The 13,977-nt window shown below is 38.7% G+C and carries 10 protein-coding genes; 3 read left to right on the forward strand and 7 right to left on the reverse strand.

Going from position 1 to position 13,977, the window contains the following annotated elements:
* Position 1: 1 nt before the first annotated feature.
* From AC27JR_RS06430 to AC27JR_RS06445, 4 genes are all read right to left on the reverse strand, one after another.
* On the reverse strand, positions 2-679 hold the full coding sequence (locus AC27JR_RS06430) for a response regulator transcription factor (protein WP_008115095.1): 678 nt from the start codon (positions 677-679) through the stop codon (positions 2-4).
* Positions 676-2,235 (reverse strand): sensor histidine kinase, encoded by a 1,560-nt coding sequence (locus tag AC27JR_RS06435; RefSeq protein WP_008115097.1) that lies wholly within the window; start codon positions 2,233-2,235, stop codon positions 676-678. Before AC27JR_RS06435 ends, AC27JR_RS06430 begins: the two co-directional genes overlap by 4 nt.
* A 324-nt stretch (positions 2,236-2,559) precedes the next feature.
* Positions 2,560-4,236, reverse strand: a complete 1,677-nt coding sequence (locus AC27JR_RS06440; RefSeq protein WP_487173112.1) for an amidohydrolase — start codon at positions 4,234-4,236, stop codon at positions 2,560-2,562.
* A 456-nt stretch (positions 4,237-4,692) separates the two neighbouring features.
* Positions 4,693-5,073 carry a hypothetical protein gene (locus AC27JR_RS06445; protein ID WP_487173113.1) on the reverse strand — a complete coding sequence of 127 codons (381 nt, stop codon included), beginning with the start codon at positions 5,071-5,073 and terminating at the stop codon, positions 4,693-4,695.
* Between the two features lie 267 nt (positions 5,074-5,340).
* On the opposite strand from AC27JR_RS06445, the gene AC27JR_RS06450 reads away from it, so the two are divergent.
* Positions 5,341-5,934: an acyl carrier protein phosphodiesterase gene (locus tag AC27JR_RS06450; RefSeq protein WP_487173114.1), complete on the forward strand. Its 594-nt coding sequence runs from the start codon at positions 5,341-5,343 to the stop codon at positions 5,932-5,934.
* Positions 5,935-5,957: 23 nt separating this feature from the next.
* Here the strand turns inward: AC27JR_RS06450 and AC27JR_RS06455 are convergent, their stop codons facing one another.
* The 3 genes from AC27JR_RS06455 to AC27JR_RS06465 all read right to left on the reverse strand — a co-directional run bounded on the left by AC27JR_RS06455 (position 5,958) and on the right by AC27JR_RS06465 (position 10,439).
* Positions 5,958-6,266, reverse strand: a complete 309-nt coding sequence (locus AC27JR_RS06455) for a hypothetical protein (protein ID WP_008115106.1) — start codon at positions 6,264-6,266, stop codon at positions 5,958-5,960.
* Positions 6,267-6,415: 149 nt separating this feature from the next.
* Positions 6,416-8,596: a GAF domain-containing hybrid sensor histidine kinase/response regulator gene (locus tag AC27JR_RS06460; protein WP_487173115.1), complete on the reverse strand. Its 2,181-nt coding sequence runs from the start codon at positions 8,594-8,596 to the stop codon at positions 6,416-6,418.
* A 148-nt stretch (positions 8,597-8,744) separates the two neighbouring features.
* Positions 8,745-10,439 (reverse strand): GGDEF domain-containing protein, encoded by a 1,695-nt coding sequence (locus AC27JR_RS06465; RefSeq protein WP_487173116.1) that lies wholly within the window; start codon positions 10,437-10,439, stop codon positions 8,745-8,747.
* A 327-nt stretch (positions 10,440-10,766) separates the two neighbouring features.
* Between AC27JR_RS06465 and AC27JR_RS06470 the strand changes: the two genes are divergently transcribed.
* Together AC27JR_RS06470 and AC27JR_RS06475 are read left to right on the forward strand one after the other, a co-directional pair.
* Positions 10,767-12,410: a methyl-accepting chemotaxis protein gene (locus AC27JR_RS06470; protein ID WP_487173117.1), complete on the forward strand. Its 1,644-nt coding sequence runs from the start codon at positions 10,767-10,769 to the stop codon at positions 12,408-12,410.
* Positions 12,411-12,644: 234 nt separating this feature from the next.
* Positions 12,645-13,946: a metal-dependent hydrolase family protein gene (locus AC27JR_RS06475; protein ID WP_008115110.1), complete on the forward strand. Its 1,302-nt coding sequence runs from the start codon at positions 12,645-12,647 to the stop codon at positions 13,944-13,946.
* Positions 13,947-13,977: the final 31 nt, after the last annotated feature.

The raw sequence follows: 13,977 nt of genomic DNA on the forward strand, positions 1-13,977 counted from the left end.
GCTACTTTAACCCAATACGGTAACCATTACCGCGTAATGTTTGGATCACTAATAAGGGATCTTTTTCTAACTTTTTTCTTAATCTGCTGACGTAAACATCGATGATATTGGTGTTAGGGTCACTATAGGTTTGCCATACGCGACTTAATATTCGCTCCCTTGAAAGGACTTTATTTTGGTTTTCAGTAAAATATAGTAGTAACTCAAACTCTATTTTAGTCAGTGCTAATTCTTCACCATTGAGTAACGCTATTCGCTCTTGTAATGCTAACTCTAAATTACCAACGCGTATGGTTGGTGGTACTGTTTGTTGGGGGGCATTCATGCGTCGTTTCAACGCTAATACCCGAGCTAATAACTCATCGAAATCAAATGGTTTACACAGATAATCGTCAGCCCCCATTTCAAGGCCTTTGACACGTTCAGGCACTTCATCTAAAGCTGTTAGCATTAATACCATCGGTGGGTTAGGTAATGTTTTTATTGATTCTAGTATCGATAGACTATCGGCAGCACCAAACAGCCTGTCTAGAATCACTATTTGTGGTGCGTTTTTCTTTATTGACGGAAGCACTTCATGAAGTTCATGTAAACTTGTGCATGTGTAGCCTTCAGCCTTAAGGCCTCGTGATAAAAAATTAAGAAGAGGCACTTCATCGTCAGCCAACAGTATATTCATGTTATGTCCTCAATAGGTAAAATGATTGAAAATATCGAGCCTTGCCCTTGAGATGACTCTACCACTATACTGCCGCCGTGAGCCTCGACAATCACTTTTGCGATAGGAAGACCGAGCCCGAGCCCTTCATTATGTTTACTAAATCGGACAAACCGTTCAAATATATTATCAACTTCGGCGGCTGATATGCCTTCGCCATTGTCTTTAATTGCAATTGTCAGTAATGAATCAGACTTTGTTAGTGATACTTCTACTGCTTGATTGGCTTTTGAATATTTGATGGCATTGTCAATCAAGATTGAAAGTACTTGCTGTAATCTTTGTTTATCAATGGTGGCAATCACGTCATTTAAATCAGGCGCTGCTATTAATGTGATCGCACGGTTAACCTCAAGCTTTTTCCATTTTGCGACTTCTGACTGAAGTAATGGCATTATCTGCACGGGCGCCACTTCTAAATTCAGCTGATTCATCTCGGCACGAGTGAGTAGCAATAAATCATCCACTAAGCGGCTTAAATTTACAGCTTGCTCAAGTATGGAACTTAAAGTTTGATTATAGTCATCTTCAGAAACAGAGTGCATTCTTAGGGTGACTTGTGCCTCGCCACGAATAATTGTTAATGGGGTTCGTAACTCATGTGAAACGTCAGCGATAAATTGACGGCGGCGTGAATCAATTTTGGTGAGTTGTAAATTTGCTTCAGTGAGTTCACTGGTGCGCTGCTTTACTTCTAATTCTAACTGTTTTCGTGACTTCGCCGCATTTTCTTCATGAGCTTGAAGCCTTAAAGCGAGTTGGTTGATTGATGTTGCAAGCTCTTCAAATTCATCATCTAGCGTAACCGATATGGGTTTTTGATAATGACCAAGAGCAATAGAATTGGTTGCATTTGCAATCAGTATAAGGGGTTGATACAGCTGATTAAAAAGCCAGTAGCAGCCATACAGTATCAGTGGTATGGATAATGCTCCTAAGCCTAATGCAAACCATAAAATAGTGGTGTTGAGAGCATCAATTCGAGCGTTAATTGCAGCTACAACATGAGTTTGTCTGGAAACAGCAGAATTAATGGCTTCTCTAAATTGGTCATCAATAGTTACTTCTAGCAGTCGGCGAAGCTGTGCTTGCTGACTGAGCGGAGCCTTATTGTCACTAACTACTACGGCCCTAAACTCAACGGTTATTTCATCGATCAGTCTTACCAGTTCATCGGTATCTTCTACGCTTCCTTTTGTAAAAGATAGGCCAAGCGCATCACGTTGTTCCTGCTCTAGTTTTCGTATTTGACTGATAGACTGCTGAATTAAGTTTTGTTTTTTTCGAACATAAGCTTGGTTAGCATTTCGTCCAAAAATAATTTCATCTGTGAGTTGTTTAAACAGTCGATATGAAATACTCGATAACTTTTCGTGTTCTACCAGTAACGACTGTGCAATATTACTTTGGTGTAAGTTTTCACGCGTCAAGTGTGCAGAAATAGCAGTGCTTAGCAATGCTAAAAATAAAATAAACGCGGTGGTTAGGCCAAAATAAAATAATTTACGCTTGTACATGCTGATTGACTGGTTTGAAAAAATCTTAACTAGGTTACATGCAGGGCTTAGCCATAGCAATAGCACAACTCAGTTGTGAGCTCAGGCCTTGAGTTTTGACTTTCCCTTTTGAAAAGCCAAATAAGTGAGCTCTACTGACTCATTTCTGTTTACTCCTCTTTTAGCTAGAGCTCTCGTTATAAAATCTATGAGTGACCCTACTTCTCTAGCGGAAAACCCACTTAAATCGATTCTGATTTTACTGTAGGGTTACATAATTAAAGCCAAAAGGAAGACCCGCTGTATTTTATTAAAAGGTGTAGCTCAGTCTCTGCACTTAATTATTTACTCTTCAGCGCTAAATACTATATCGCCTTGCAATACAGTCATTAAGAGTTTCGTCTTTGCTATATCATCGGGAGACAAACGTGTAATATTTTTCTCTAAAATAGCAAAATCTGCTGATTTTCCTACGTTAATAGAGCCTGTAATGTCTTCTATTCCAAGACTCACTGCAGCGTTGATGGTATATGCATCAATAGCAGCTTTTATATTAGGAAGTCCCGTATTCCCCATTCTTAGACTATTAGCGATACCAACAAGCGGATTTAACTCATGAACATTCCAGTCACTGCTTAGTGTTAAATTCGCCCCAGTATTAAAGATAGCTCTAAGGTTCATCAATGAGTTGGCTCTTTTTGCACCTAAAAAGATTTTAGCCCATGAAAGATCATGAGTAACAACGTACTCAGAACCGACTTGAAAATCAGCGGTTACATTCAACTTAGCAAAGCGATTGACATCCTCTGGGTCTACAAGCTCAATATGGGTAAGAGTGTACGGCTTGGTTGAACCGTTACCGCGCGCATGTTCAACTGCGTTAAGCGACTCACGAACAGCCCCGTCTCCAATCGCATGAATATGTGCGCTATAACCGATTTTATCCAGTGCATCTAACCAAGTTTTTATTTGGCTAGGTGAAATATAATTAATACCGTAAGGTTCATCTGGTATGTAAGTATCTAAATACGGTGCTAACGTTTTCGCTGTGCCATTGATCGTAATACCATCGCTATATATTTTTACTTGATCAACTAATAGCAGGCTAGATGTATCACTTGATTGAATTTTTTTCAGAAAGGCCAACTGAGGTCCCATCGAATCGGCAGGATAAATCCATGGGCGCATTGATACTCGGGCAGTTAAGTTGTCGTCTTTTTCTGCTTGCTTCCATACTTCATACCAGCCGCGTTTCCAATAGAGCCGTCCGTCACCAATAGTCGTAATGCCATATGATGCTGATTCTTCAAGACCTGCTATTAAGCCGTCATAGCTTTGCTCAAATTGATCCTCTAGACTGTTCCAGGCCATCTCCATCACGATATCGCCAGCATTATCAAATAAGATGCCGTTAAGTTCACCGTTGTCTGGATCTTTAAGAATCTTTCCGCCTTGTGGCTCAGGTGAATTTTTAGTGATACCTGCAAGTTCTAGTGCTGCAGAGTTGACCCACATTGAATGTGAAGTTTGCTCCATTATCACAACAGGACGAACAGGAAAAATACGGTCGATCACCTCCAAAGGTGTTTGAGTATTATATTCATTGATAATGGCATCTAACGAAAAACCATATCCCATCAGCCACCCTTTGGACTTGCTATTTTTACTGCAAGCTTTTAAGTAAGGAATTTGGCCTTCAAGTGTAGCACTCATACTGAGCTCACAGTTACCACCCGCTTCAGAAGCAGCTTCAAATACATGGTTATGGTTATCAATAAAACCGGGCATTACATACGCATGTTCGAGATCGATAACTTCAGTTTTTTGATTACTATATTTTTTAGCATCAGATGCTTTACCTACGAACAAGATATTTCCATCATAAATTGCAATAGCATTAGCGTTTTCATGACCGTGAATTTTTGCGTTTGTTAAGATCATATCGGCTTTTTCAACAGCCATTCCATTCGAGCTTATAATTAAACTCGCTATCAGTGTTAAAAAGGGAATTCGGCTCATCATTTATTCCTTTCGTATCCCACAGTTATTGTGAATATAGTGAGTGATTTGTTTTGCGTTAGATAAAAACTAGAGGAACAAAGTAACAAAAGCAAAATAGTAAGTATAAGAAAACAAGATAGAGACTAGGGCCAGTTGTTTTTAGAGGTTAAATCTTCAGCGGTGTGTTTGTTTTTCTAGGCAATACTAAGCCTGTGGTGCGAGGCTATTCCTCATAAATATCTGATAACGCGCATAAATACCAAACACGCGCTGCCCAAAGGGTGTTACCCGGGGGCGATTTACTCTTTGTTGCCTACATGAATGGTGGTAAGGGGCGTGAGCAGGACGCGGAAGCTTTGCGATTTTTACTTAGCCCACTAGGTTACAAACCTCGTGCCGCGGTTAAATTGTCCCTAGTTTGAACAAATATTAATCCGCAAAGGCCAATAGACCCTAATCTAAAACGTTTATTAGCTTTTAATCTGCGTGATCTTCTTTCCCTAGCAAACCCTCAATATAGGCGAGCTCTTCGCTAAAAACGCCACAAAAAAATGCACTTTGTTCAACGCTTACTGCTTCATCAGATTGGGCTTTGTAGCTTTGCTGGCATCTGACAAGTTCACTGGCTAACCATTGGCATACATTATTTGCTGCGCTTATGGCTGCTTTTAAAAAAGATGACCATTTTAATTTTTGTAAATTAAAGCGATAGAGCATTACGGCGATATCGCTATAGGCTTTGTGCTCAAGTGATGGTGGGTTATCACTCTTTAAATTAGCACTGTTTAACAGTTTACTCTTGAATAGTGCTTGTTGCAGTGCGACTTGCTGTGAATTGCTTAATAAAGTCGTTGTCATAATACGTAATTAGCCTTGGTTACAATGAAAAATAGCATTTAGTATTAAAGGCTAAGCAAGGTATTTTATGACTCATGCAGCACCGAAAAAATGCAGCAACAGTGATAACAAAATTGGCCTGACTCTTTACTGAATTAATAAAATACAATTGTAATTGGATTGGATAGTTTCGAAGAATAAAGCTAAATGAAACTGTTCTTCTCTAAAATGAATTTTATTCAAAACTGCGTTATTATTTTATTACTTTGATCAACTGCTAGGATCACCTTGAATTACTTAGCCCACCTTTATTTAGCACAGCCTACGGCTGATTCTCACTTTGGGAATTTGTTGGGAGATTTTGGTGGTCAAAGGCAGTTAGCGCATATACCGGTAACCGTTAAAAGCGCGCTTGATAATCATTATTTAGTGGATAAATTTACTGACGCACATCCTTTAGTTAAAGAGGCTAAACAGCTTTTTTCAGCCAAGCGCAGGCGCTTTGCAGGCGTGGCTGTTGATGTGGTGTTTGATCATTTTCTTATTCAGCATTGGCGACAGTTTAATAATCAATCACTAATTGATTTTAAGCATACCAGTTATGGGCTTTTGGATAAGCGTATACCTGTAATGCCTACACGAATGCAACGTGTGGTAACTAGTATGATGCAAAACGATTGGTTTAAAGAGTACGAAAGCGTTGATGGAGTGGGGCTGGCGCTTGATAATATTGCTAAACGAATTCGCTTTACTAATACTTTTTCTGGCGCTGCAGAAGATATATGCCGCCATTACAATGAGCTAGATGGGCTTTTTTTGGCGTTTTTCCCAGAGCTAATTAAGCACGTTAATGAGTTTAATTTGGAAAGCACACCAAAGTAGAGTGTGCTTTCGCTATAAGTGGTTTAGTCGTCCGGCCCTTTTAAGGTAAACACTAAATGTTTACGCATATCTTTTAAAATCACGCCTTTTTTAAGCATGGCAGCGCTTAAACGCTTTTGCCATTTTAATAAATCAGGCTCTGCAGCAGTTAATGCTTGTTGGTTTTCAAACTGAAAACACATCAGTAAAGAGCCTGGAAATAAATGATATTCCACATCAAACCAGCATTGCAGCATGCCTGGGATTTCAGCCCGGCCTTGCGCTTCTATTTTATCAGCAACATTGAGGACGAGTGCTTGTTGTTTTACTTGCACAGCAGATAGTTTTTTCATGGGAGATGGTCCAATTTAGAGGCTAATAAACACAGCCGAGATAGATCATTATACCTAAGCTTGTAGGCAGCTAACAACGTTAACCTGGGTGTTAGCTGCATAGAGAGTGAATTAATAATTAGTCATTAATTTTTTTTGAGTGTATTTTGTTATGTGGATTCAATCTGCTTTGATAAAAACAAGTTAGTAACGTCTGCGACTTTGATTAACGACTCTTTATCAGTATGGCTCCAAGTGATCTTTGAGCCTACACTTTCACAACAAATAACACCTAACGGTTTGTTATCAAGTATATAAATGTAATCAAGTAAAGAGTATATATCGAGTGGCTCAAAGTAAGAGCTAGTGAACTGCTTAGTTACGTCGTTGTTTCTAGCATCGGAGGCGTCGAGTGCTTGGTTGGTTAAAATATAATTGAAATAAGCAGGTGAGTCTTCTGCAGTTAAAACAGTGCCATTGGACACGTCATTATTTTCATCAAGGCAAATTAGGCAATTTAATGCACTGTATTCTTTATTAAATAGCCACAGGCTGACTCGATTTGCACCGGGAATGAGTGCTTTTAACTCTTTGCATATTTGGTTTAGCTTCCTGTTACTAGAAATATTAGGATCGCTAATTTTTACTGCTAAGTTCTTTAGGTTAAGGTTTCTAGGGTTATAAACATTGAGTAAGCTATTGAGTCTAGCTTTATCAAACGGTTTAGTTAAGTAGCCATCCATACCAATATCTAAATAATGCTCAATGTCTTGTTTTAAGGTATTTGCTGTCATAGCTATAATTGGAACGGTTTTACCTGTAGGAAGCAATCTAATAGCCTGAGTAGCTTTTATCCCATCCATTTCAGGCATTTGTATATCCATGAAAATTAAGTCTACCGGGTGCTCTTTAAAGTACTGGACACACTCGTTACCGTTCTCTGCAATAATTAAATTAGCATTATGGGCTTTGAGCATTTTAACAATAATAAGCTGATTTATTTTATTATCTTCACCAACTAAAACAGTACAACCTTGCAGGTTTGTTAACTCAGTGCTCTGTTTTGGTATTGATGGCAATAAAGCAATCTCAAAGCTTTGCTCATAAGTGAACGTCGAGCCTTTACCTATTTTGCTGGTAAAGCTAAGGTGCCCCTGCATTAACTCACTCAAACGAGCGCAAATTGATAAGCCTAAACCTGTACCTCCATATTTTCTTGAGGTCGATGAGTCTGCCTGATGAAATTCTTTAAATAAATGCGCTTGAACAGTCTCATTAATTCCAAGCCCTGTATCAATAACTTCAAAGGTGAGTACTTGTGTTTGTAATGTAGTGCTTTTAACACTTACCTTCAGCTCTACTTGGCCAAAGTTGGTAAATTTAATCGCATTTGAGCACAAGTTATTTAAAATTTGCGAAACCCGAAGAGGATCGCCTTTTAAATTCTCTGCTATTTTAGGATCTACCGACTTAATAAGTTTTATACCTTTAGCAGACGCTTGCTGTAACTGGGGTTTTATTACATCGCTAATAACGTCATTAAGATTGAAGTTGATATGTTCAATCTCTAATTTACCAGCCTCAATTTTAGAAAAGTCTAAAATATCGTTTACAATATTTGATAAGTAATGTGCTGACTTTAATATACTTTTTAAGGTGTTATCTTTTTCCTCTGTTGTGCCTTCTGATATGGCAAACTCAGCTAAATTTAAAATCCCATGTAATGGGGTTCTCAACTCATGAGTCATATTTGCCAAAAATTTACTTTTTGTGTTATTGGCTGTATCAGCTTCTTCTTTTAACTTTTCTAGTTCTTTATTGTGTGCTTTTTGTTTTTCTAATGCCATCACTAGCTTTTTATTATTAAGTCTAAGCTCTAATTGCGCAATAACTTCTTTGCTCAAAACCGTGAGTGCATTTATCTGTTTGCTTGAGAGCTTTTTTGGTTTATCGCTAATAACACATAACGTACCAATAGCATTGCCTCTAGGAGTTATAAGAGGTGCACCTGCATAAAAGCGAATATTTGGGTCGTTTGTAACCAAGGGATTATCGTGAAAGCGGGTATCAGTAAGTGCATTTTGAACTTCGAACACTTGGTTTTCTAAAATTGCGTGAGAACAAAACGAGATATCCCGTGCGGTTTCGTCTACATCAATACCTTGCTTTGATTTAAACCATTGCCTGTCGGGATCAACAAGACTTATTAGTGAGATTGGCGTTTCACAAATATCAGATGCAAGCTGGGTTAAGTCGTCAAAGGATTTCTCAGCTTCAGTGTCTAAAACGTCATACTCATATAAATCTTTTAGCCGTGATAGTTCATCTTCAGGTGTTGACGCTTTTATCATTATGTAACCTTGTTTTTGATATGCCTAACAATGAGTAATTGAATAAAAATAATAATGGATGCGCTAGCGTAAAATGCAATTAAATTATTATGCTCAAGTAGTTAGCTTATATGACCTTAACAGTTTTTGCTAATTGATTTAAAACTGCTCAATCAACAATTCTATTACGGCCTTTCGTTTTTGCCTCGTATAAATAGTCATCAACATATTTTAAGCTGTTTTGTAAGCTGATAGAGCCATCATGAGTAAGTAGCCCAATACTTACCGTAAAGCTAATATTAAAATTGCGATAGTAAACTTTATGTTCATTTACTGCGTGTTTTATTCGCTCAGCGGCTTGCTTAGCTTCTGCTTTGTTTGTGTTGGGCATAATAATTAAAAACTCTTCACCGCCCAGGCGAAATACAAAATCTTGCTTTCTGGTTAAAGCGCGTAATGTATTGGTAAGCTCTTTTAAGCTTAAGTCGCCAGCTTCGTGACCATAGTTATCATTTATTGCTTTAAAATGGTCTATGTCGAGCATTAATAACGAAATATAGGTGTTTTTATTTTGTGTTTTTAATAGTTCATCGCTGAGTGATCTGTATAAAGTTCGTCTATTTAAACAGCCTGTAAGTGGGTCTATATTTGCTTGTTTTTCTAGCTCTTTATTAAGTGAAGAGAGCTCTTGAGTACGCGCCTGAATACGTTGCTCTAAACTGGTGTTAAGCGCGATCAGTTTATGCTCAATGTTTATTTCTTTGGTTACGTCGTTTTGTACAGCAAAGTAATAAGCCACTTTGCCGTCTCTAAAAATGGGTGATATGGCCAGTTCATTCCAATAGGGGTCCCCACTTTGTGTATAGTTTAAAATTCGGGTGGTAATAGGGATGCCTTTTTTAAGATGAATTTTAAGTTGCTCTATTGTGTTGGCGTCAGTTTTTTCACCTTGTAAAATAGCACCTAGTTTTTTACCTTCCACTTGATTGAGTGTATAGCCTGTTATTCTTTCAAATGAGCCATTTACCCAAATAACGCGCTTGTCTTTATCGGCAATCACCATCCCAACCGTAGTTTCTTTGAGTGCGGTAACTAAAAAGTCCCGCTCTAGAGCGATTTTTTCACTCCCCGATATATCTTGAAAAATGCCATACAACTTAGTGATTGCACCGTTTTTATTTCTTGATACATTGCCGCTTGATATAACAATGCGCTCTTGTTGATCGTTACCTACAACACGCAACTTTATACAGCTCCACCCTTGCCCGCTCGCAAGAGCTTGCTCGACCGCATGGGCTATTTTGGGTTTATCGTCTTCATGATAAAAATTTATTGCTGTGTCTAGTTCAGGGGAATAGTTACTGGGTGAAACACCATGAATGGTGTAAATTTCATCGGTCCAAAATAATTGGCTTGTGTTACAGTCGAGTTGCCAATAACCCACTTTTAAAACTTCGCCGGCATTTTCTATGATGGTTTGTAATTCGTTATTGCTAATAACAGACGACACTTGGGCAAAGTGCTGGTTAAAAATTAAAACCATATATTGGCGCTGGTTTTGCTGCACACTATGTAAGCAACAATTTAGTTTAATGGAGTAATCGGTTGCTAATGTTAGTTCAATATCAAATTGGTCTAACTCATTATGTTGCGATTTTAGTGCGAGAATTTGTTGTTGTAATAGAGCTTTGCTTTCAGTAGTACAACAGCCATAAAGGCTTTCAATGGTGGGTACTTTTTTAGCTGCAACATTTAGCTCTGACCACCTTGGAGAAAGATAACTAAGCTGATTATTATTATCAAATACCATTAAAAGAAAATTACACTTTTCTAGCAGCGCAATATTTATGTCTTTAATATCCATAAGCTCCCTGTATATGAAAAGTATTACAACACCTGGATTAAGTATAGGCACACCTATCAGGTTTAACTGCATGAAAAAACTAATTTCATTTTGGGTTTGAGCTTAAAAAGTTTTTGATCTTACGTTGCCATCATTGTTATTGAACAGTGATATTTGTTTTTGCTTGTGGTTGTTTTTTAAACCAATTGTTTGGTTTTTTTTAATAGTTTGCGTTTTTTGCAATTAAAAATAGTTCTTTTATATTATTTTTAGCTTTATTGATAATAAAGAAGGCTATTTTTTGGTAACATTCGTATAACTGCCTATCACTTCTCATTGAGCCTATTTATGTTGAACTTCTTTTCGTCATTGTCCATTCGGGCAAGACTCTCTATTGGTTTTGGAATTGTACTAGCGTTGTTAGTTCTTCTGACTGCGCAAGGTATTAATCGTGTGAACTATATCGATAGAACCCTAGCAAAAATCACTGATGTAAACTCAGTAAAGCAACGCTACGCTATTAACTTTAGAGGCAGTGTGCATGACCGTGCTATTGCCATTAGAGATATAGCTATTGCAAATAATGACGCAAGGGTTAGAGAATATGAAAAGGAAATCAAAAGATTAGAAGGATTTTATGCTGAATCTGAAACGCAGATGAGGCAAATGCTAAATAACGACACGATATTTACAGCAAAAGAGCGTGATATTTTACGCCGTATTGAGGCTATTCAGGCAAAAACGTTGCCTATTGTGGAGACAATTATTGCAATGAAAAAGGTTGGTCAGCCGGTTGATGAAAAGGTGCTTGATGAAGCTCGACCTGCTTTTATTAATTGGCTTAACACTATCAATCAGTTTATTGATTATCAGGAAGATCAAAACCAAATAGCGACACCTCAAGCAAGAGACGTTGCTGGAACATTTGAAAACTTTATGCTGATACTGAGCGCTATCGCGATCAGTTTCTCTGTTGCTGTGGGTATACTTATTGATAAAAGCCTCAGAGCGACCCTAGGCGGTGAGCCTAATGAAGCACAGCAAGTTATAGCTGTATTGGCAGACGGTGATTTAACCAAGAGTTTAAAAACACCTCACACAGGCAGTATTCTTGATTCGCTAGATACCATGAGTACAAAGTTGACCAGTATCGCTAAGAATATTATTTATGCGTCTAACAAACTACAAGACAAAGTAGAAGAAGTGTCTGATGGTTCTACATTGGTACTAAATGGTGCGCAGCAACAAGCTCAATTAACTACTCAAACAGCCTCACAATTAAGCAGTATGAGCGCTAGCATTGATAAAGTAGCCGATATTGCAGCACAAACAGAGACTAATTCAGAGCAAACCGCTAACTATGCAATGGAAGGTCGTAAAGTGGTGAATGCCGCCGCTACCGAAATGGAACGCATAGCGACCACCGTTGATGAAACGGTAGAGCAAATAAGGTTATTAGCTGAAAATACAAAACAAATAGGCGGCATTGCGAGTGTGATCAGTGGTATTTCTGAGCAGACTAATTTGCTGGCTCTTAATGCCGCAATAGAAGCTGCAAGAGCAGGTGAGTCGGGACGCGGTTTTGCCGTTGTTGCAGACGAAGTACGCCAGTTAGCACAGCGCACCGGTGAAGCCACCTCACAAATTGAGATTATGATTAACGATGTGCAAACTCAAACGGCAGCATCTGTAAGTGCTATGGAAACAACGCAGCCACAGGTTGAAAACGGCAAAGCGAAAATTATGCAGGCAACAGATTTACTCAAACACATTGAGGAACAAGCAATGGACTCGTTGAACTTGGTGAAGCAGGTGTCGAGCGCGGCATCTGAACAAGTTCAAGTGGTAACTGAATTTAGTGCTGCAATGGAGCAGGTTGCGGTAATGTCTGAAGAAACCATTGAATCGATGAATAAAAATGACACGGCAACTAAAGTACTTACTGATTTGTCTGGTTCGCTTAAAAAAGAAATTGCCTTCTTTAAAGTTTAACTTTAGGCCCAGGAAACGATGTAAGGTTTATTTTTAATTGCGATGTTTAAAAGCAGCACGACCAATTAGGTGTGCTGCTTTTTTGTTTTAATAGTCTGACTTTCAGCCGTTTTTTGTAATAAAAGTATGATAGTGGTTTGTTTTTATAACTTTCCTGATAAGGTATTAGTGATATAACAATATTTTAACGTTGTTTCGTTGTTATTAACGAATGACGATTCATTGGAGAGTTTAATGAGCATATTTCGATTGAGTGTGGTTACCTCGTTTTTTTTCGCAGTCAACATCGTTGCTACTAATGCACATGCGGATACTAAAGTGATTCATGCAGGAGAGTTGCTAGCTATTCCCGGAGAAAAACCACAACAAAAACAAACTGTAGTAATAGAAAATGGCAAAATAGTTTCGGTATCAGCGGGTTTTTTACCTATCAACCGTTTTGGTGAAAATGCTCAGCTAATCGATTTGTCGACCAGCTTTGTTATGCCAGGACTCATGGATATGCATGTGCATTTACAAGGTGAGCTTGGGCCAGATAACAAAAAAGAGCTGGTGGAAATGTCTGATGCAGATGTAGCAATGCGCAGTGTGCATTTTGCTAACAAAACCCTTCTGGCGGGTTTTACTACAGTGCGTGATGTAGGCAGTCAAAGTGAGCAAATGTATGCACTAAGAAATGGGGTGGCCAAAGGATGGATAAGTGGCCCTCGAATTATTGCTGGTGCTGGCGTTACTATTACCGGCGGGCACTTAGATGTTGATGGTATGAGCCCAGACTTACTCACGATGAAAACACCGCCCACAGTGTGTGATGGTGCAATAGAGTGTCGCAAAAAAACTCGCTACGCAATCAAGTATGGAGCTGATTTAATTAAAGTCGCATCTACTGGTGGGGTGCTTTCGGATACGACTACCGGTACAGGTCAGCAAATGCAAGACGATGAGCTCAAAGCAGTTGTTGATACCGCACATGGTTTAGGGCGGAAAGTAGCTAGTCATGCCCATGCTGCCCAAGGTATTAACGCAGCATTACGTGCGGGCGTTGATAGTATAGAGCACGGTAGTTACACCGACGATGAAGGTATTAAACTATTTAAAGAGACAGGTGCTTACCTTGTGCCTACGTTACTTGCTGGCGATACGGTGGTTAACTTAGCCAATAACTCTGATTTTATGTCTGAAGCCATTAAAAGCAAAGCAATCAAGGTTGGTGGCGATATGCTAAATAATTTTACTAAGGCTTATAAGGCGGGGGTTAACATTGCATTTGGTACCGACAGTGGCGTATCTAAGCACGGCATTAACGCACAAGAAGCGGTATTAATGTACCAAGCGGGTATGACTCCTGCTGATATCTTAAAGTCGGCAACGGTTAACGCGGCTGATTTAATTGATATGAATCATAGCTTAGGCACTATAGAAGCTGGTAAGTTTGCTGATATTATTGCCTTAGACACCAGCCCATTAAGTGATATAAGTGCTTTATTGGATGTTGATTTTGTTATGAAAGAAGGCACGGTTTTTAAACAACAATAAATCATTCGATTTATTTTATTAATAATGACGT

This window comes from Pseudoalteromonas sp. NH0006-26 (assembly GCF_057552415.1).

Coding starts and splice junctions, on each gene's coding strand:
- AC27JR_RS06430 (WP_008115095.1), bottom strand. CDS start 679: ATGAATATACTGTTGGCTGACGATGAAGTGCCTCTTCTTAATTTTTTA.
- AC27JR_RS06435 (WP_008115097.1), bottom strand. CDS start 2,235: ATGTACAAGCGTAAATTATTTTATTTTGGCCTAACCACCGCGTTTATT.
- AC27JR_RS06440 (WP_487173112.1), bottom strand. CDS start 4,236: ATGATGAGCCGAATTCCCTTTTTAACACTGATAGCGAGTTTAATTATA.
- AC27JR_RS06445 (WP_487173113.1), bottom strand. CDS start 5,073: ATGACAACGACTTTATTAAGCAATTCACAGCAAGTCGCACTGCAACAA.
- AC27JR_RS06455 (WP_008115106.1), bottom strand. CDS start 6,266: ATGAAAAAACTATCTGCTGTGCAAGTAAAACAACAAGCACTCGTCCTC.
- AC27JR_RS06460 (WP_487173115.1), bottom strand. CDS start 8,596: ATGATAAAAGCGTCAACACCTGAAGATGAACTATCACGGCTAAAAGAT.
- AC27JR_RS06465 (WP_487173116.1), bottom strand. CDS start 10,439: ATGGATATTAAAGACATAAATATTGCGCTGCTAGAAAAGTGTAATTTT.
- AC27JR_RS06470 (WP_487173117.1), top strand. CDS start 10,767: ATGTTGAACTTCTTTTCGTCATTGTCCATTCGGGCAAGACTCTCTATT.
- AC27JR_RS06475 (WP_008115110.1), top strand. CDS start 12,645: ATGAGCATATTTCGATTGAGTGTGGTTACCTCGTTTTTTTTCGCAGTC.